A 17,819-nucleotide genomic window follows, 5' to 3' on the forward strand; every position below is an offset into this window, starting at 1 on the left:
TCGCGGACGGCGACCGGGACGGTCGCAGAAACAAACAGGCTGTATGTATTGAGAATGGCCTACAGTCTGTCGGTATGCAAGAGCGACGCCGGACCAACGCCGAACGCACCCACGCGACCCGTGCCGCCCTCGTCGCGTCCGCGCGCGACCTCTTCGTGCGCGCCGGCTACGCCGCGACCTCGACGCCGCAGATCGCCGCCGCCGCCAACGTCACCCGCGGCGCGCTGTACCACCACTACGCCGACAAGCAGGACCTCTTCCGCGCCGTCGCCGAGGCCGAGGCGGAGGCGGTCGCACGGGAGATCGAGGCGTGCACCGCCGCGCCGGACCCTGGCAAGGCAGCCCCGGAGCGATCGGACGCCCCGGACGCCCCGGACGCCCCGGACGCCCCGGACGCCCCGGACGCCCGCGCGATGCTCGTCGAGGGCGCGCGCGCCTACCTCGACGCGATGGGTGAACCCGGCCGGACGCGGCTCCTCCTCGTCGACGCGCCCGCCGTGCTCGGCCCCGCGGAGGCCGACGCGCTCGACGCCCGACACGCGCGCCGCACGCTGCGCGAAGGGCTCGGCGCGGCGCTCGGCGCCCACCCCAGCGGGGGCAGCGCGAGCCACAGCCCGGACGAGCAGCGTCTCGACGCGCTGACGCTGCTGCTGTCCGCGGCGTTCGACCGCGCCGCCCTCGCGCTCGACGCGGGCGCGGCGCCCGGGCCCGTGCGCGCGGCCGTGACCGAGCTCGTCGACCGTGTGTGCGCACCGTCCCCGGAGCCTCGCCCTCGGTCCTGACGGACGGCACGGCCCCGTCAGGCGCGCACGGTGAGCGTGCTGCCGCCTCCGGGGAGGCGACGGACCTCGACGCGCTCGGCGACGGACTGCTTGAGCGCCTCGACGTGGGAGACGACGCCCACGACGCGCCCGCCCGCCCGGAGCCGGCCGAGCGCCGCGAGGACGGCCTCCAGCGTCTCGGGGTCCAGGCTTCCGAAGCCCTCGTCGACGAACAGCGTCCCGAGCTCGATGCCGCCCGCCTCGGCCGTGACGACGTCCGCGAGCCCGAGGGCGAGGCACAGCGACACGTAGAACGTCTCCCCGCCGGAGAGCGTGCGGGGATCACGCTCGCGCTCGGTCACGTGGTCGAGGACCTTCATCGCGAGGCCTCGCTTGTGCGCCCGCACGTCCTCGCGCGTCGCGCTGCGCACCAGCTCGTACCGGCCCGACGACATCTCGGCGAGGCGCTCGTTCGCCGCCGCGACCACGTCCTCGAACCGTTGCACGAGCACGAACGTCGCGAGCGAGAGCGCGTGCGCGTTGTCCCCCGTGCCCGACGCGAGCGCCGCCATGCGCGCGACCGGCCCCGCCGCGTCCCGTGCCACGGTCCAGCCGTCGACCGCCGCCCCGACGGCCTCGGCCGCCGTCCTGGCCGCCTCGGCCCGCCGGGCGACGAGCTCGTGCTGCCGCGCCGCGGCACCGGCCACGGCCTCTGCCTCGGCGACGGCGGCGCGCGCGGCCGCGACGTCGGCCCGCGCGGCCTCGGGCAGGTCGGCGAGCGCCGGGTCCGCGAGGCCGGTCGCCGTCGCGGTGCGCGCGGCGTCGTGCTCCGCGACGCGCCGGGCGAGCGCGTGCCGCTCGGCGTCGTCGAGCACGGCGGCGAGCGCCTCGGCCGCGTCCGCGAACCCCGACCGGGCGACGAGCGCGGCGACCTCGGCCGCGCGTTCCTCGGCCGACCGCTGTGCCGCGGCAACCGCGCTGCCGGCGTCCGCGAGGGCGTCGATCGTGCGCACCCGGTCCTCCAGCGCGGCCGCGAGGACGGCGACGGGGTTGCGCGCGCCGCCCTCGTCGGCGAGCGGGTCGGGAAGGTCCACGAGCTCCACGAGCGGACCGGCCGCGTCGAGCTCCGTGCGGATCTCGGCGCGGTCGCGCGCGAGCGCCGCCTCGACCTCCTCGAGCCGCGCGGTCGTGCCCGCGACCGCCTCGGCGAGCTCCGCCGCCCGGGCCTGCAGCGCGCGCGTCTGCGCGTCGAGCTCCTCGAGCTCCCGCTCGGCCTCGGCCCGCTCGTGCTCCGCGCCGCGCGCGGCGGCCACGAGCTCCTCCGCCTGCGCGACCTGCTCGGCGGCCGACTGCGGGGTCAGGCCGTCGGCGTCCCGACGGCGGGCCGCGCAGCGCTCGGCGAGCACCTCGGCACGGGCCGCGACGTCGCGCAGCAGGCGCTCGGCGTCCGCGCACTCCCGCTCGGCGCGCTCGACGTCCTCGGCCGTCGGGTGGTCCTCGGCGAGCGGCGCCGGGTGCGGGTGCTCGGCCCCACCGCACACGGGGCACGGCTCCCCTGCCGCGAGCCCCGCGGCCAGCTCTCCGGCGAGACCCGCGATGCGCGCGGACCGGAGCCGGGTCTCACGCTCCAGCGCCTCGTGCGCGCGAGCCGCGACCCGTGACCGCTCGGCGTGCGCGTCGGCCACCTCGGTCTCGAGCGCCGCCGCCTGGCGTGCCGCCTCCTCGACCGCACGGGCGCGGTCCGCGCGCTCGCGCAGCACCCCGAGCGCGCCCGCGGCCTCCGCGAGGGACGCGAGGCGCGCTCGCACCGCGTCCCGGCGCGTTGGGCGCCCGTCGAGCTCGGCCAGCACGCGACCGCGCTCCTCCGTCGCCCGCGCGATCTCCTTGCGGCCGTCGGCGAGCTCGCGCTCGCGCCCGGGCAGCGACTCGCCCACCGGGACGAGCCGCGTGACGCGCACGGCCGCCGTCGCGACGTCGGCACGCAGCGCCTCGAGCGTCGACGGGTCGGCGTCCGCGAGGACGGCGGGCGCCCCGGTGCGCGCGAGCGCGAGCCGGTCGAGCGCGGCGCGCAGGGTCTGCTCGGCCCGCGCGAGGCCCTGGGCCGCCGGGGCGACGACCGCGGCGCGCGCCGCCGCGTCCGCCCGACGGCGGTCCTCGGCCACCGCGGGCTCCGCCTCGTCGAGCCGGGCCGCCTCGAGCCGCAGCCGGGCACGCCGCTCGAGCGCGTCGTGGCGCGCGCGCTCACCCTCGAACTGCTCGCGCGCGGCGGCGAGCGTCGCGTCGGCACCCGCCGCGCGCTCCGCCAGCGCCGTGGCCTCGGCGTCGAGGCGCGCGACGTGCGCGACGGCGAGCGCGTGCACGCCCGGCACCGCCTCCGAGCCGGTCGGGGCCGGCGGCTCGTCCACCTCCGGCAGGACCGCCGCCTCCGCGGCCGGGACCGCGAACGAGACCGACGGCTCGTCCACCTCGAGCGCGACCGACGCCCCGGCGAGCGCCCGGGCGACGTCGTCCTCGTCGGCCCGCCGCAGCCGGTCGTCGTCGTCCGCGGCCTCGCGCAGCCGTCGTGCGTCGTCGGACGCGAGCCCGGCGGCTCCCGCGAACCGCTCCACCGCCCCCACGACGCCCTGCCGCGCGACGTCCGTGCGCGAGCGCGCCGCGCGCGCGAGCTCGGCCAGGCGCGCCGCCGCGCGCTGGTAGAGCTCCGTGCCGAACACCTTCTGCAGCAGCACGGCACGGTCCTCGGGCTTCGCGCGCAGGAACGTCGCGAACTCGCCCTGCGGCAGCACGACCGTCTGGACGAGCTGGCGCCGGTCGAGCCCGACGAGCCGGCGGATCTCGTCCCCCGCCTCGTCGAGCCGCGCGGAGAGGAGCTCCCCCGCGGCGTCCTCGACCGCGCCCGGTGCGTCGGTGGGTGGCACCTCCGCGAGCCGCCAGAGCCGGACGGAGGCCTGCTGGGTCGTGGTGCCGGTGCCGCGCTTCTTGGGCCGGCGGTACTCGGGCGTGCGCCGGACCCGGAACACCCCTGCCGGGACCTCGAGCACGAGGTCGACGTACGACTCGACGTCCGGTCCCGCGAACGCGGAGCGGAGGCGGTCGTCGCTCGCGGCGTCCGAGGCGACCTTCCCGTAGAGCGCGAACACGATCGCGTCGATGATCGTGGACTTGCCGGCGCCCGTCGGCCCCTCGAGGAGGTAGATCCCGGACGCGCCGAGCGCCGCGAGGTCGACGTGGTGACGGCCCGCGAACGGCCCGATCGCCTGGAAGGTGAGGGAGTGCAGGTGCATCAGGCGCTGCGCTCCTCGGCGAGGGCGAGCTCGAACGCCTCGCGCAGCACGACGACCTCGGCCTCGCTGGGCGCGTGCCCGGAGACGTGCTCGACGAAGTCGCGGGCGACGTCCAGCGGGTCGTGCCCCGGCCCGACGGCGGCCACGACCTCGCGCTCCGCGACGCGCGGGGGGCGGTGCGTCACCTGGAGCGCGTGCGGGAACCGGGACCGGACGCGGGCGTAGAGCTCGGCGGGCCGGACCGCGTCCGTCACCACGACGCGCAGCCAGTCGTCGACGTGCGGCTCGCCCGCCTCCCCGAGCAGCTCGTCGAGCGATCCGGTCACCTCGGCGAGGCGGCGGGGCACAGGGGCGGGGACCAGCTCGACCGCCGCGTCCGCGTCCGTGCGGAGCCGACCGACGTCGACGAGCGCGGTGGACTTGCGCTGGTGCAGCTCCGAGAAGGAGAACGCGAGGGGCGAGCCCGAGTAGCGGGCGACGGTCGACACGCCGCCGACGTCCGGGACGGTGACGCGCTGCGGCCCGTGCAGGTGGCCGAGCGCCACGTAGTCCGCCCCGCGGCCCGCGAACGCGGCGGCCGGGACGGCGTCCACGCCGCCCACACGGATGTCGCGCTCGGAGTCCGACGCGAGCCCACCCACGACGAACGCGTGCCCGACGACGACCGCCCGCACCTCCGGGTCCGCGGCGCGGCGCCGCGCGAGGTCGGCGGCCACCCGGCGCAGGGCCGCCCCCATGACGGCCTCGTGGGACCGTGCGAGCGGACCCGGGCCACCCGTCGGGGCGCCGCCCACCCCCTCGGTGCCCGGAGCGTCCGGCGTGTCCCCGGCGTCCGCCAGGACGTGCCGGGCCGTGTCCGGGTCGAGGTACGGGAGCGCGTAGACGAGCAGCGGGGAGCCGTCGCCGCCCGCCGCACCCGGGCGCGGCCCCAGGACGACGGGAGCGCCGACGTCGGCCAGGCGCGCCCGCACGTGGACGCCCGGGCGCAGGAGACGGTCGCCGAACCCCAGCCGGACTGCGGAGTCGTGGTTGCCCGGCGTGACGACCACGTGCGCGTGCTCGGCGAGCCGCGTCACCGCCTCCGAGAGGAGGGAGACGGCGTCCACCGGCGGGATCGCGCGGTCGTAGACGTCGCCCGCGACGACGACCGCGTCGACCGCCTCGGAGCGGGTCAGCTCGACGAGGTGGTCGAGGTGCGCGGCCTGGTGCTCCAGCAGGTCGACCCCGTGCAGCGTGCGCCCGAGGTGCCAGTCGGAGGTGTGCAGGATGCGCATGCCCGCACCGTACCGGCCGGTTCCCACACCCCCGGGGACCCGGGGCGGCGGGCGGGCGCGCGGGTGTCAGACGGCGCTGACGACCTGGATCGGGCCGGTCGACGCGCCGCTGCGCTCGACGGGGATGCGCCCGCCCATGCCGATCATGTCGAGCAGCTCGACGATGCTCGGGGACGGGTCCCGCAGCACGACCTCGCGGCCGTCCTCCTCGCCCAGCATGTAGAGCTGGATGATGAACGCGATGCCCGAGGAGTCGATGAAGGTGACGTCGGCGACGTCCACGACGACGCGTCCGCGGGTGTCGAGCACGTACGACATGGCCTCGCTCGCACGGTCGCGCAGCGCCGCGTCGACCTCTCCCCACATCGTCACGACCACGCCGCCGTCCGCCGGGGCGTAGACGATCCCGCTCGTCCGGTCGATCGCGCTGCCTGTGTCCACGGTTCCCGCTTCTCTCGAGTCGTCCTGCCTGCTGTCGGCCGCCCCTCCGGACAACGTCCGGGGGAGGTGACCTGTTCCCTGCGCACCTCATCGGCTCCGTCCGGCCGCTCGCCGTCGCCGTCGGGCGGCTGCTCGGACCGGCGACCGTGACCGGAGCACCCCAGAGTCTGCACCCGGCGCGGGGCGCACACCAGCCCGCGCGGCGGTCGTCCGCGACCTTCCTCCGAACCCACACAACCCGGACGGCGCGGGCGGCCGCGCGCACCTCCGCGTGCCCGCGCGCACCGCGAGCGCACGCGCCCCGGACGCCGTCGCGGGGCTCGCCGCGGGACCGGCTACAGCGGGTCCGTGACGTCGGCGACCTGGGCCCCGAGGGCCGCCACGAGGGCCTGCCCGTCGACCGTCGCGGCCACGCCGTGCTCGCCCGCCCCGATCGAGACGAGGTGGTCCCCGCCGCCCGGGGCCTCCGGGGCGGCCAGGTCGCCCGCGACGTCCACCTCGTCCTCGCCGCGCACGGCGACCACGCGCACGTCCGCCACGACGGGCCACGCGTGCGTGGCGCCGAGCGGCGTGATCGTGCCGCGCTCGTACCCCGTGACGTCGCGCGCGACCTCCTTGTCCGGCATGGAGAGGCGCGACACCCCGAGCAGCGCGCGCAGCTTGGGCCACGAGATCTGCCGGTCGCCCGGGACGAGCACGAACAGGTAGTCGTCCTCCGCGCGCCGCACCACGATCGTCTTGAGGACGCGCGCCGGGTCCACGCCGCGCGCGGCGGCCGCCTCCTCCAGCGACCCCACCCGGCCGTGCCGGGTGAGGGTGAAGTCGATGCCCGACGCCTCCAGCGCCGCCACGGCGCGCTCGCTGCTCATGAGAACCGACCCTAGCCCTCGCCCCCGACGCACGGGCTGCCGTAGCGGGACCGCCGCCCGTCGGACGTCGTCTCAGACGTCGTCGAACTCCGTCACGACGGTGCGCCAGTACTCCGCGCCGTCGCGCGTGCGGTGCACGAGGCCCGCGTCGACCATCGCGCGCCGCAGCGACACGGGGTCCGCCGCGCGCGCCGCGAGCCGCCTGGTCAGGGTGAGCTCGGTGACGGGGTCCTCCAGCGGGAGCACCTGCGCCGCGAGGTACCGCACGACGAGCTCGCGGTCGCGCAGCCGCTTCGGCATGCGCAGCAGGCGTCCGTCCGTGAGGAAGCGGTCGGGCCCCGTGGGGCGCGGCGTGGGGACGGTCGTGAGCAGCTCCGCGAACCGCTCGGGCGCCGCCCGCAGGAACCCCGTCTCCTCCCGCACGACGACGCCCGCGGCCAGGAGCGGCGCGAGCCGACGGCGCTCGTCGGCCGACAGCACGGCCTCCGCGGGGCCCTCGCGCACGACGCGCGCGAGCACCTCGAGGCGCCCCGCGTCGGCGAGCGACGCGACCACCTGCTTCCACGCGTTGTCGGGCACCGGGGCACCCGTCCGGTCTTCGTCCACCGCCCGACCCTACGCACGCCGCGCCGCGCGCGGCCACCGCGTTCCCGGGACCCCTCGCGTCCCCGGTGCCCCGCCTCGCGCCGGGACCCCGCGGGCGTGACGGGGACGTCAGTCGAGGTGCACGGCGTCGCCCTGCCAGCGACGCCGCAGCCACCGGTCGTGCGACGCCACGACCACGGCGCCCGGCCACTCCGCCACGGCCTCCATGAGCTCGCCCGCGAGCGTGAGCGAGACGTGGTTCGTCGGCTCGTCGAGGAGCAGCACGTCGGGCGCCTGCGTGACGAGCATCGCGAGCACCACGCGCCGGCGCTGCCCCACGGAGAGCTCCGCGAGCCGCCGCCCCAGGTCGCGCGGCGCGAGGAGGCCGTGCGCGTCCACGGCCGCGTCGCGCGCGTCCGCCGGGTCCACGCCCTGCGCGAGGGCGAGCAGCTCGCGCGGGGTGCGGTCGTCGTCGTGCAGGTGCACGTCCTGCTCGAGCAGCCCCACCCGGACCCCGCGCGCCCGGCCCACGGTGCCGGCGTCGGGCACGAGGTCGCCCGCGAGCACGTGCAGCAGCGTGGACTTCCCGGCGCCGTTGGCCCCGGTGACGAGGAGCCGGCTCCCCCGGGCGACCTCGACCGACGGGACGCCCGACGCCGCCATGTCGAGCCGGTCCGGCCGCTCGCCCGGGGCGGCCCCGGGCCCGCCGCGCCCGGGCCGGTGCACGACGACGCCCCGCGCCCAGGCGACCACGTCGCCGCCGCCCGGGGCGACGCCGGTCCCCCCGCTCGGCGGCGCGAAGCGCAGGGGCGGGGGCGGCTTGCGCACCTGGTCGCGCTCGAGCGCGTCGAGCCGCTGCTGCGCGTTGCGCACGCGTCGCGCGACCTGGCCCTGCACCCGCTCGCCCTTGAAGTCGTAGAGGATCTTCGCCTGGTTGCCCCGCTCACGGTTCTTCGCGACGTCCCGCGCCGTCACCGCGACGCCGCGCCGCAGCTCCGCGAGCTCGGCCTGCTCCGCCTCGAAGCGCTGCTCCCAGCGCTCGCGCTCGACGCGCTTGGCCTCGAGGTAGTCGCCGTACGTGCCGCCGTAGAGGGTCCCCGCTCCCCCGGTGCGCGCCGCGTCGCCCGCGCCTCGGAGCGGCTCCGCGACCGGGTCGAGGTCGAGGATCTCGGTGCACACCTCGTCGAGGAACACGCGGTCGTGGCTCGCGAGCACGACGGCGCCCGGGAGGGCCCGCAGCGCCGCGGCGAGGAACTCCGCCGCGGCGACGTCGAGGTGGTTCGTCGGCTCGTCGAGCAGCATCGCGCCGGGCTGGCGCACGAGGAGGGCGGCGAGGCCGAGCCGGGTGCGCTGGCCGCCGGACAGGGACCCGACCTCGCGCCCGGCGACCCCGTCGACGTCGAGCCCGAGACCCGCGAGCGTGCGCGCCGCCCGCGCGTCGGCGTCCCAGACGTCGGCGAGATCGGCCCGCGCGAGCGCACGCGCGTACGCCTCCTCGGCACCGGGGACGGGTTCGCCTCCCGGGTCGCCGGTGAGGGCGAGCGCCGCCTCCTCGAGCTCGCGCTCGATCCCGCGCACGCGCACGAGCGCGTCGTCGACGACCGCGCGGACCGTCGTCGTCGGCGGGTACGGGAACTCCTGGTGCAGGAACCCGAGGTCCGCGGGCCGGCTGACCGTGCCGTCGTCGGGCGCGAGCGCGCCCGCGAGCACCCGCAGGAGCGTGGACTTGCCGACGCCGTTCTCGCCGACGAGGCCCGTGCGGTGGCCGGGGTCGACGGCGAGGTCGACGCCGCGCAGGACAGCGCTGCCCGCGAAGGACACGCGGACGTCGGACGCGCGCAGGACAGGGGTGGGACGTGCCATGGGTGATCACCTACCAGGTGCCCGGGTGGCGCGCGCTCGCCGCGGACGGCGGCGGGGGCCACGGCGACGGGCTCGACGGGACGGAGCGGCCGGGGCAGGTGAGGATCACATCGCGCCCGACGCTACGCCGCCGGGACTGGAGACGCACGGCTTTTTCGGCGCCGTCACGGGACCGGTCCCGTGGCGGCGCCGAGCCGAGCACCACCGCGGCTCCGCCCCAGGCCCGACGGCGTCCCTCGCCTCAGGGAGCGGTCGGCTCCGTACCGGGGGCCGCCGGGGCCTGGGTCGGCGCGGTCGTGGGCTCGGGCGCCGGGTCCGTCGGCTCGGGCGACGGCTCGGGCTCGGTCGGCTCCGGCTCCGGGTCCGGCGCCGGGCCGGACGAGACGACGATCGCGACCGTGCTCCCCGGAGCGACCTGGGTGCCGGAGCCCGGCGCGACGGAGAGCACCGTCCCGGCTGCGGCGGGGTCGGTCTTCGTCGTGACGCTGACCTTGAGCCCGGCACCCTTGAGCGCTGCCTCGACCGCGGCCTGCTGCTTGCCGACGAGGTTCGCCGGGACGGCGACGGTCGTGGGCGGCGGCGGGTCCGTGGGCTTCGTCGGCGGGGGTTCCGTGGGCGTGGGCGTGGGCGCCGGTGCCGGTGGCCGCGGCGCGGGCGGGGTCGTCGGCTTCGGTGCGGGCGCGCTCGGTCCCGTCGGCTTCTGCGGCGTGGACGGCGCGCTGCCCTCGGCAGGCGTGTACCGCGTCGGCATCTTGCCCGCCGCGAAGAACTCGAAGTGCCACGGCTCCGGCTTGGACCCGTTGGGCCGCGCCCACGCGGGGTTGTCCCAGCCGTAGTCCGGGCCGTGCGTGCGGAGCCAGACGTACTCGAGCGACGTCCCCGACGGCACGTTCCCGCCGACGTCGATCGCGAGGCCCCACCCGTGCTGCGACGTGCCGGGCACGGCCGCGAGGTACGGCTTCACCGCCTTGAGGCGCACCTGCTCGTCGTACGGGCGGTACGCGTCGGTGATCTTCAGCGCGTACCCGAACTCCTTCTCGAACTCCGCGGCGAGGGCCTCGAGCTGCTCCGCGGCGTCGCAGCGCAGGGTCTTGCCCGGCGCGAAGTCGAGCGCGCACAGCGCCTCCGGCGGGATGCGGCCGTTCTGGTACTGCGCCGTCGAGCCGGCGTACCGTTCGACGACCTCGGCGAGCCGCTCCGCGAGGGTCGTGCCCGCGAGCGCCGTCGCCCCGGCGGCCGGGACGACGCCGACCGGCACGAGGTCGGTGCCGAGCAGCTCGGCGAGCGTCGTCGCGGAGGCGAGGACGTCCTCGAGCGTCACGTCACCGTGCGCGTGGTCGTCGTCCTCGGCGTGGTCGCCGTCACCGCTGTCAGCCGAGCCGTCGGCCGGGTCCTGAGACCCGTCCAGATCGCCGGGGGCGACCCCGTCGGGCGCGGGCACCTCGTCCTCCGGCAGCGTCCGGTCGCCGGGTGCTCCCGCGTCGCCCGGGGACCCTGCGCCGCCGGGGGCGGACGGGTCCACGGGCGTGCTCGCGCCGGGTGCCGGGCTCGGCGTGCCGCCGGGGCTCGGGGTCTCGTCCGGCGAAGGGCTGGTGGACGCGCTCGGGGACGGGCTGCTCGTCGGGCTCGGCGAGGGCGCGGTCCGCTCCGCCGCGGTGCGCACGGCGTCCGCCGTGACGTCCCCGGAGGCGTCGACCGTCGCGGGCTGCTGCGCCGGACCGTCGGTCGGGGGGTCCTGGGCCTCGCCGTCCGGGCGCGTCGTGGTGTCGTCGGCGCCTGTGCCCGTGCCCGTGCCGGCGCCCGGGCCTGTACCGGCGCCCGGGCCGAGCGGCTCCGGGAGCTCGGGGACCTGCGCGTCGTCGAGCGACTCGTCCAGGTCGAGGTCGCCGTCGGGCACGAGCGGAGCCGGGACGCGGCGGGCCGCGTCCTGCTGCGCGAGATAGGTGGCGAGGAGCATGCCGAGCTCGGCGCGGGCCTGCTCGACGGGCGGGGAGACGTGGCCGTCGTCGAGCGCGTTGGCCGTCGCGAGGACCTCGATCGCGCCGTCGAGCTGCTGGTCCTCGTCGAGGCCAGCCCCGAGGGTGCTCGAGAGCGCCGCGACCTGGGTCGCCGTGGCCCCCTCCTGCGGGAAGAACGACGCGCCCGGGCGCGGCTGGACGCTGCCGGAGAGGGCCGCGGCGAGCGTGATGGCGAGCGCCGAGGAGATGAGGACGTGCGAGACGGCGCGTGCGTGCCGTCCGAACGGCTCCGGGCCCACCGCACCGGCGGCGGGCGCGGGCTCGGGCGTCACGGGCGCGTCGTCCGCGCCCTCGTGCTCCGCCGTGGTGCTCACCGCTCACTCCCGTGCTTCGTGCCCTGCCACGGACCTGCGGTCCCGCACGCCGGATGTGCGCGTCGTCGCGCCCGACGTCACGGCTGCGCGCGCCCACGATCGGTGTGCTGCACGCCACAGTGCCCTCGTCCGCCTACCGTACACCGCCTCCACGAGGCTCTCACCCCCGTCTCATGTTCGCGGTGGACAATCGCCCCATGAGCTCACCGACACGTCACCGCAGGTCAACGTCTCGCGCGCTCGCGCTCGGGGCGGCCGTCGCCGCGACCGTCGCGCTGGGCGGGTGCGCCGAGGACGGCTCGGTGAGCGTGCCGGAATTCACCCTGACGGGCGACGGGGTCCAGCAGTTCCTCGACGACGCGCGCTCCCAGGTCGAGACGATCGGCGAGGACGTCCGGTCGCTCACCGACGACCTGGGCACCCTCCCGGACGACACGCGCGCCCGCGCCGAGGAGGCCGTCGCGTCCGCGCAGGAGGCCGCCGACGAGGCCCGCGCCGCGGCGGACGAGGCGGCGTCCGCCACGGACGAGACGCGCGCCCAGGCCGAGCAGCGCCTGGCCGACGCCGAGGCCGCGCTCGACGACGCGTCCACCGAGCTGGGCGACGTCGCCGACTCGCTCTCCGGCGCCGACGCCGCGGTGCGAGACGGGATCGAGAGCCTGCGCACCCGGGTCGACGAGCTCCGCACCGACCTCGAGGACGCCTCGGGCTCCTGACCGGGCGGGCCGCGCGCGGGCTGACCGCGCCCGGTATCCCCGGGCCCTCGTCCGCACCGGGGACCTAGGTCCCCGGGCCCGGCGACCTTTGCCTGACGTCCACCCTTCCTTCACAGGGGTTTGCTTGGTCTCAGGAGCCCGACCGCACCGGACGGGTCGATGAGAGGGGACAGTGATGAAGGGGACGATCGAGCGGAACGCCAACGCGCCGCTCCCTACGGTCGAAGGCACCGAGCCGGAGACCCTCAGCCTCGCGGAGCGCGCCACGCGGCCCACCCAGGTGGTCCTCGGCGTCCTGCGGATCACGATCGGGTTCTACTTCCTCTGGGCCTTCCTCGACAAGACGTTCGGGCTCGGGTTCGCCACCCCCGCCGAGCGGTCGTGGCTCAACGGGAACAGCCCGACCACCGGCTTCCTGTCGAACCTCGAGGGCACGTTCTCGGGCTTCTTCAGCGGCCTCGCAGGGAACGCGTTCATCGACGTGCTCTTCATGGTCGGCCTGCTCGGCATCGGGCTCGCCCTGATCCTGGGCATCGGGATGCGGATCGCCGCGGTGAGCGGCACGCTCCTGCTCCTGCTCATGTACCTGGCCGAGCTCCCGCTCGTGACCAACCCGATCATCGACGACCACATCACCATGTCGCTCACGATCATCGCTCTCACCCTCCTCGGGGCGGGCAGCGTGCTCGGGCTCGGCAAGACGTGGAAGAAGATCCCGTTCGTCCAGCGCAACGCCTGGCTGGTCTGACGGTTCGACCGCCCGCCGTGTGCGGCGGGCCACGGGGCGACCGATACCGCGCGACGATCTGAGGCCGTCGCTGCAGGGAGTCGCTCCCCGGGGGAAGAGGGGCGTGCGGGCGGTGGGGAGACCACCCGCACGTCCCGCCCTCTGCGCCCGGCAGGGCGACCGACAGCTCGACGGAGCCGGTCGCCCGCCGGGCGCCTTTCTGCGTGCGGCCCGGCGTCAGCCGAAGCGGGCCAGCAGCTCCGCCGCCTGGGCGTCTCCCTGGGCGGCGGCCTCGCGCCACAGAGCCATCGCCTCGGCCACACGGCCCGCGCGGAGGCGGAGCACCCCGAGGCTCGTGCGCGCGGTCGGCTCGCCGGCGAGCGCCGCCTGCTCGAGCAGGTCCTCGGCGTCGGGCCCGCGCCCCGCACGCACGTAGAGGTCCGCGAGCGTCGCGGCGACGCGCGCCTCGCCCGTCCCGGCCCACCCCTCGAGCAGCGCGACGGCGTCGTCCGGGCTCAGGGCGCCGCTGCGCACGAGCTCGACCGCCGCCTCCCAGCTCTCGCCCGACGTCGCCGCGAGGAGGCCGTCGGCGGCGTCGCGCTCCCCCAGCTCGGCGAGCACCTGGGCGAGCCGCACGGCCGCGCCCTCGACGCCCTGCGCCAGCTCGTACCAGCGGCGGGCCGCATGCAGGTCCCCGCGCTCCGACGCGACCTGCGCCGCCATGAACGCCCCCAGCGCGTCGCCCGCGAGACCGGCGAGCTCGAAGCAGCGGAACGCCTCCGCGGCGTCGCCCGCCTCGTGGTGCGCGACGCCCAGCCGGTACACCGCCCCGGGCACGCCCTGCTCGACGGCCGCCTCGTAGAACGGAACCGCGGCAGCCGGGCTGCCGAGCGCGCGCAGGTCGTCCGCGATCGCGACGAGCTCCGCCGGGTCGTCGGGGTGCAGGTGCCCGACGGCGGACCGCAGGTCGGCGAGCGCCGCGGCCTCGGCGGGCGCTCCGGAGCGCGGGGCGACGTCCGCGCCCTGGTCGGTGGTCGGCATGCGGCACCGCGTCCCTTCGGCCCCCTGCGTCGACGGCTCGGTGGTCCGGACCTGCGCGACGGCGACGTGCGGCCGGCGGCAGGACGGCGTCGGACGTCCCGAGATGTGGACGCACCGTAGCGCGGCGGTGTCGCCCACGTCACACCCCCGGGGTGGACCGGGTGCCCCCTGACCGCCGGCGTCTGGGAGACTGCATCGGGTGAGCGGAACGACCGACCTGCCGGGCAGCGCCGGGCAACGTGTGCTGGACGCCGTCGTGGCGGTGACGAGCGACCTCGACCTGCCGCAGGTGCTGCGGCGGATCGTCGACGCGGCGATGGAGCTCACGGGAGCGCGGTACGGCGCGCTCGGGGTGCTCGACGCGTCGGGGCGCGAGCGTCTCGCGCAGTTCATCCCCCTCGGCCTCTCGGACGACGAGGTCGCCGCGATCGACCACTGGCCGCACGGCGAGGGGCTGCTGGGCGAGCTCATCGACCACCCGGCGCCCATCCGCGTCCCGGAGATCGCCGAGGACGTCCGCTCGGCGGGGTTCCCCGAGGGCCACCCGCCCATGCACACGTTCCTCGGCGTCCCGGTCCGGGTGCGCGACACGGTGTTCGGCAACCTCTACCTCACCGACAAGCAGGTCCCCGGGGGCGGGTGCGAGGAGTTCTCCCCGGAGGACGAGGCGGCCGTGATCGCGCTCGCCGCCGCCGCGGGCGTCGCGATCGAGAACGCGCGGCTCTACGGCCGCGCGAAGCAGGTGGGCGTCCTGGAGGACCGCGACCGCATCGCGCGCGACCTGCACGACGTCGTCATCCAGCGCCTCTTCGCGTCGGCGATGACGCTCATGAGCGTGCAGCCGCTCGTCAGCGATCCGGACGCGCGCACGCGCATCGAGGAGACCGTCTCCGACCTCGACGAGACGATCCGGCAGATCCGCTCCACCATCTTCGCGCTGCACACGGCCACGGACCCGGACGCGCCCTCGATCGAGGACCGGTTCCGGGCGCAGGCCGAGGCGGCGACGACCGTCCTCGGGTTCGCGCCCGAGGTCGACGTCGAGGTGGCGTCCGAGGGGTCCGGCGCGGGCGTGACCGACGGCGGCCCGAGCCTGCCGGCCGAGGTCGCCGACCAGCTCGTCGTCGTGCTCGGCGAGGCCCTGACCAACGTCGCCCGGCACGCGCGGGCGAGCCGCGTCGTCGTGCACCTGGCCGTGACCGCGCACGAGGCGCGCCTCACGGTCACCGACGACGGCGTGGGCATCCAGCCCGGCGGCCGGCGCTCCGGCCTGCGGAACATGCAGGCGCGCGCCGCAGCGCTCGGCGGGTCGAGCACCGCGACCGCCCTGCCCGACGGCGGCACCCGCCTCGAGTGGTGGGTGCCGCTCGGTTGAGCGTCAGCGCAGTATCCGCCGCCCCGTGACGATGCGCGGCACGACCTTGATGACGCGGTCGCGCGTGCCGGGCACGAACGTCACGAGCGGGAGCGCGAGCAGCCGCGCGCGCTCCACCGGCTCCGTCACCTCGAACGTGCGGCCGACGAGCACGACGGACCACCCGGAGCGGGCGTCGGCGTCGAACGAGTCGACCTCGAACGCGACGACGGCGCGGCTGGCGGCCACCGCGAGCTTCGAGCCCTCCGCGGTCCGGAACACGACGTCCGGGCCGTCGAGCACGAAGTTCACCGGCTGGATCGCCGGCAGCGCGTGGTCGGTGTAGACGATCCTGCCCACGGGGACGGTCGCGAGGAGCGCGTAGCTCTCCTCCGGCGTGAGCTCCGCGAGCCCTGCCGAGGCGCGCGGGCGCTCGGCCGTCGCGAGCCCCCCGCTCCCCACCGGTGCCCCTGTCCCGGTCCGCTCGACTGTGTCCATCTCCACATCGTCGCGCCGCGGTGTCAGATCCGGGAGTGCCGAAGGTCCCGACGCCGCGCGGTCGCCCGGTCCGCGGGCTTCGGTCCCCGGTCCGTGCGCGGGCGAGCCCTCGGGCCCCGCCCCGTCCTGCGGGCCGGGCCCGTCAGGGACGCTGCGCCGGGCCACCGTGCTGCCGGTCCCCGGCCGCGCCGCCCGCTCCCGGGGCGCCCTGGCGGGACGACTCCTCCTGGCGCATCTCGGTCGCGAGGACCGCGACCTGCGTGCGGCGCTGCAGGCCGAGCGTCGCGAGGACGTGCGAGACGTAGTTCTTGACCGTCTTCTCCGCGAGGTAGAGGCGCTTGCCGATCTCGCGGTTCGTCAGACCCTCGCCGATGAGCGCGACGATCTGGCGCTCCTGCTGCGACAGGCCCTCGAGGCGGTCCGGCGTCTCTTCCGCGGCGTGGCGCAGGCGCTCCAGGACGCGCGCGGTGCTGGCCGGGTCGAGGAGCGACCCGCCCGCCGCGACCGTGCGGACCGCGCCGACGAGGTCGGACCCGTGGATCTGCTTGAGCACGTACCCCGACGCCCCGGCGAGGACGGCCTGGAACAGCGCCTCGTCGTCGGCGAAGGACGTGAGCATGAGGCAGCCGACCTCGGGCAGCTCGGAGCGCACCTCGCGGCACACCTCGACGCCCGAGCCGTCGGGCAGGCGCACGTCGAGGATCGCGACGTCGGGGCGCGTCGCCTTGATGCGGGCGAGCGCGGAGGCGGCGGTGCCGGCCTCGCCGACGACGGTGATGTCACCGGCGGCCTCGAGGAGAGCGGCGACGCCGCGGCGGACCACCTCGTGGTCGTCGAGCAGGAACACGCGGATCGGGTGGGGAGAGCCCATGCCCTCAACGTAGCCGGTCGGAAGGCGATTCTCGCGCGCGCGAGCCCGTCGTGCCGCAGGTGCGGGACCTTCGTCCCGGTGCGTCGTGCCGTGCGACCCGCGCGTCCGGGGCGGTCGCCGGGTGCGGCCGACCGCCCGTAGGAGGTATCCAGGAGGTGTGGCAGGTGGCGGGACGACCGCCACGAAGGGGATCGAGGACCGAGGTGGTCATGGTGAGCGGATCGACGCAGCAGGTCGTGCTGGTCGGTGTGGACGGCAGCACGACGAGCGGCAAGGCCCTGGACTGGGCGGTGCACGAGGCGGCCTGTCGGGGCGCCGAGCTGCGCGTGCTGCACGTCGCGTACGTGCCGGTCGTCGCGACGCCGTTCGTCGGCGGCGCGTACTACCCGAGCGTCGAGGAGCTCGGCGAGATCGCCGGCCCCATCCTCTCGGCCGCCGCGGAGCGCGCCGCGCGCGTGGACGCGTCGGTGCCCGTGCGGACGCTGCTGCGCTCCGGCCCGCCCTCGGAGGCCCTGCTCGACGAGGCCAAGGACGCCGACCTCGTCGTCGTGGGGTCGCGCGGGCTCGGGTCCGTCGGGTCGATGTTCTTCGGGTCCGTCGGGACCCGGCTCGCCGCCCGTGCGCCCGTGCCGGTCGTGGTCGTGCCGCCGTCCGTCGAGCACGTCGAGCGCACCACCGACGTCGTGGTCGGCGTCGACGGGTCCGTGCACGGCGACGCCGCGCTCCGGTTCGCCCTCGACGAGGCCGCGCGCACCCGCTCCCGCGTCGTCGCGGTGTGCGCCTGGCGGATGCCCACCGGACCGCTGTGGGAGGAGAACCCCGCGTTCTACACCGCCGCCGAGCGCGACGCGCGCGCCGAGGCGTCGCGCACCGTCGAGGCCGCCCTCGGGCGCGTGCGCACCGCGGAGCACGACGACGTCCTCGTCGAGACGTTCGTCGTCGACCGCGAGCCGTCCGTCGCCCTCCGGGAGGCCGCGGCGGGGGCCGCGCTGACCGTCGTCGGGTCGCGCGGCCGCGGCGACCTGCGCGGCATGCTCCTCGGCTCCGTGAGCCAGGAGGTGCTGCACCACGCGACGCACCCCGTCGCCGTCGTCCACGCGGCGCGGGACTAGGGCGTGTCTCCCAACTCTGAGTGGAGGCGGGCGGCCAGACTCACGGGCGTGAGTCGGTTCCAGGTCTTGTCGGACGAACAGTGGGAGCGGA

Annotated in this window: 15 protein-coding genes; 5 read left to right on the forward strand and 10 right to left on the reverse strand. The window is 77.0% G+C overall.

Going from position 1 to position 17,819, the window contains the following annotated elements; all coding sequences use genetic code 11:
* Window positions 1-74: 74 nt before the first annotated feature.
* The gene (locus ABIE39_RS07945; RefSeq protein ID WP_354051217.1) at window positions 75-782 is read left to right on the forward strand and encodes a helix-turn-helix domain-containing protein; all 708 of its coding nucleotides are present in this window, start codon (window positions 75-77) and stop codon (window positions 780-782) included.
* A gap of 17 nt (window positions 783-799) precedes the next feature.
* Here ABIE39_RS07945 and ABIE39_RS07950 read toward each other — a convergent pair whose 3' ends face one another.
* The 7 genes from ABIE39_RS07950 to ABIE39_RS07980 form a co-directional block, all read right to left on the reverse strand.
* Complete coding sequence (locus tag ABIE39_RS07950; protein WP_175009734.1) at window positions 800-4,045, reverse strand: AAA family ATPase; 3,246 nt, start codon at window positions 4,043-4,045, stop codon at window positions 800-802.
* Window positions 4,045-5,319, reverse strand: a complete 1,275-nt coding sequence (locus ABIE39_RS07955; protein ID WP_354051219.1) for an exonuclease SbcCD subunit D — start codon at window positions 5,317-5,319, stop codon at window positions 4,045-4,047. The genes ABIE39_RS07950 and ABIE39_RS07955 overlap by 1 nt, the downstream gene beginning before the upstream one ends.
* 66 nt (window positions 5,320-5,385) lie before the next feature.
* Entirely contained in the window at window positions 5,386-5,760 is a 375-nt protein-coding gene (locus ABIE39_RS07960; protein WP_255437347.1) for an STAS domain-containing protein, read from the reverse strand.
* Between the two features lie 335 nt (window positions 5,761-6,095).
* A complete protein-coding gene (locus ABIE39_RS07965; RefSeq protein WP_354051221.1) occupies window positions 6,096-6,629 on the reverse strand; it encodes an aminoacyl-tRNA deacylase in 534 nt (177 codons plus the stop codon).
* Window positions 6,630-6,701: 72 nt separating this feature from the next.
* The gene (locus ABIE39_RS07970) at window positions 6,702-7,235 is read right to left on the reverse strand and encodes a DUF2087 domain-containing protein (protein ID WP_255437348.1); all 534 of its coding nucleotides are present in this window, start codon (window positions 7,233-7,235) and stop codon (window positions 6,702-6,704) included.
* Between the two features lie 108 nt (window positions 7,236-7,343).
* On the reverse strand, window positions 7,344-9,077 hold the full coding sequence (locus ABIE39_RS07975; RefSeq protein ID WP_354051223.1) for an ABC-F family ATP-binding cassette domain-containing protein: 1,734 nt from the start codon (window positions 9,075-9,077) through the stop codon (window positions 7,344-7,346).
* A gap of 241 nt (window positions 9,078-9,318) precedes the next feature.
* On the reverse strand, window positions 9,319-11,409 hold the full coding sequence (locus ABIE39_RS07980; protein ID WP_354051225.1) for a D-alanyl-D-alanine carboxypeptidase family protein: 2,091 nt from the start codon (window positions 11,407-11,409) through the stop codon (window positions 9,319-9,321).
* A gap of 197 nt (window positions 11,410-11,606) precedes the next feature.
* On the opposite strand from ABIE39_RS07980, the gene ABIE39_RS07985 reads away from it, so the two are divergent.
* Window positions 11,607-12,125, forward strand: a complete 519-nt coding sequence (locus ABIE39_RS07985; RefSeq protein ID WP_167405748.1) for a hypothetical protein — start codon at window positions 11,607-11,609, stop codon at window positions 12,123-12,125.
* Window positions 12,126-12,300: 175 nt separating this feature from the next.
* Complete coding sequence (locus tag ABIE39_RS07990) at window positions 12,301-12,873, forward strand: hypothetical protein (protein WP_085387096.1); 573 nt, start codon at window positions 12,301-12,303, stop codon at window positions 12,871-12,873.
* A 216-nt stretch (window positions 12,874-13,089) separates the two neighbouring features.
* Here ABIE39_RS07990 and ABIE39_RS07995 read toward each other — a convergent pair whose 3' ends face one another.
* Entirely contained in the window at window positions 13,090-13,893 is an 804-nt protein-coding gene (locus ABIE39_RS07995) for a tetratricopeptide repeat protein (RefSeq protein WP_354051227.1), read from the reverse strand.
* Between the two features lie 199 nt (window positions 13,894-14,092).
* Here ABIE39_RS07995 and ABIE39_RS08000 point away from each other — a divergent pair, with 199 nt between their 5' ends.
* A complete protein-coding gene (locus tag ABIE39_RS08000) occupies window positions 14,093-15,268 on the forward strand; it encodes a GAF domain-containing sensor histidine kinase (protein ID WP_255437349.1) in 1,176 nt (391 codons plus the stop codon).
* A gap of 3 nt (window positions 15,269-15,271) precedes the next feature.
* Here the strand turns inward: ABIE39_RS08000 and ABIE39_RS08005 are convergent, their stop codons facing one another.
* Together ABIE39_RS08005 and ABIE39_RS08010 are read right to left on the reverse strand one after the other, a co-directional pair.
* Complete coding sequence (locus ABIE39_RS08005) at window positions 15,272-15,745, reverse strand: pyridoxamine 5'-phosphate oxidase family protein (RefSeq protein WP_083384665.1); 474 nt, start codon at window positions 15,743-15,745, stop codon at window positions 15,272-15,274.
* A gap of 142 nt (window positions 15,746-15,887) precedes the next feature.
* On the reverse strand, window positions 15,888-16,616 hold the full coding sequence (locus ABIE39_RS08010; protein WP_354051229.1) for a response regulator: 729 nt from the start codon (window positions 16,614-16,616) through the stop codon (window positions 15,888-15,890).
* Window positions 16,617-16,828: 212 nt separating this feature from the next.
* On the opposite strand from ABIE39_RS08010, the gene ABIE39_RS08015 reads away from it, so the two are divergent.
* Window positions 16,829-17,728 (forward strand): universal stress protein, encoded by a 900-nt coding sequence (locus ABIE39_RS08015; protein ID WP_186810484.1) that lies wholly within the window; start codon window positions 16,829-16,831, stop codon window positions 17,726-17,728.
* The last annotated feature ends 91 nt before the right edge of the window (window positions 17,729-17,819 follow it).

The sequence above is a fragment of the Cellulosimicrobium sp. 4261 genome (assembly GCF_040546915.1).
Lineage (GTDB): Bacteria > Actinomycetota > Actinomycetes > Actinomycetales > Cellulomonadaceae > Cellulosimicrobium > Cellulosimicrobium cinnabarinum.

Bases quoted from the DNA above. Each gene is read 5' to 3' on its own strand.
- ABIE39_RS08010 (WP_354051229.1), bottom strand. From the start codon at position 16,616: ATGGGCTCTCCCCACCCGATCCGCGTGTTCCTGCTCGACGACCACGAG.
- ABIE39_RS07995 (WP_354051227.1), bottom strand. From the start codon at position 13,893: ATGCCGACCACCGACCAGGGCGCGGACGTCGCCCCGCGCTCCGGAGCG.
- ABIE39_RS07955 (WP_354051219.1), bottom strand. From the start codon at position 5,319: ATGCGCATCCTGCACACCTCCGACTGGCACCTCGGGCGCACGCTGCAC.
- ABIE39_RS07950 (WP_175009734.1), bottom strand. From the start codon at position 4,045: ATGCACCTGCACTCCCTCACCTTCCAGGCGATCGGGCCGTTCGCGGGC.
- ABIE39_RS07985 (WP_167405748.1), top strand. From the start codon at position 11,607: ATGAGCTCACCGACACGTCACCGCAGGTCAACGTCTCGCGCGCTCGCG.
- ABIE39_RS07990 (WP_085387096.1), top strand. From the start codon at position 12,301: ATGAAGGGGACGATCGAGCGGAACGCCAACGCGCCGCTCCCTACGGTC.
- ABIE39_RS07975 (WP_354051223.1), bottom strand. From the start codon at position 9,077: ATGGCACGTCCCACCCCTGTCCTGCGCGCGTCCGACGTCCGCGTGTCC.
- ABIE39_RS08005 (WP_083384665.1), bottom strand. From the start codon at position 15,745: ATGGACACAGTCGAGCGGACCGGGACAGGGGCACCGGTGGGGAGCGGG.
- ABIE39_RS07965 (WP_354051221.1), bottom strand. From the start codon at position 6,629: ATGAGCAGCGAGCGCGCCGTGGCGGCGCTGGAGGCGTCGGGCATCGAC.
- ABIE39_RS07945 (WP_354051217.1), top strand. From the start codon at position 75: ATGCAAGAGCGACGCCGGACCAACGCCGAACGCACCCACGCGACCCGT.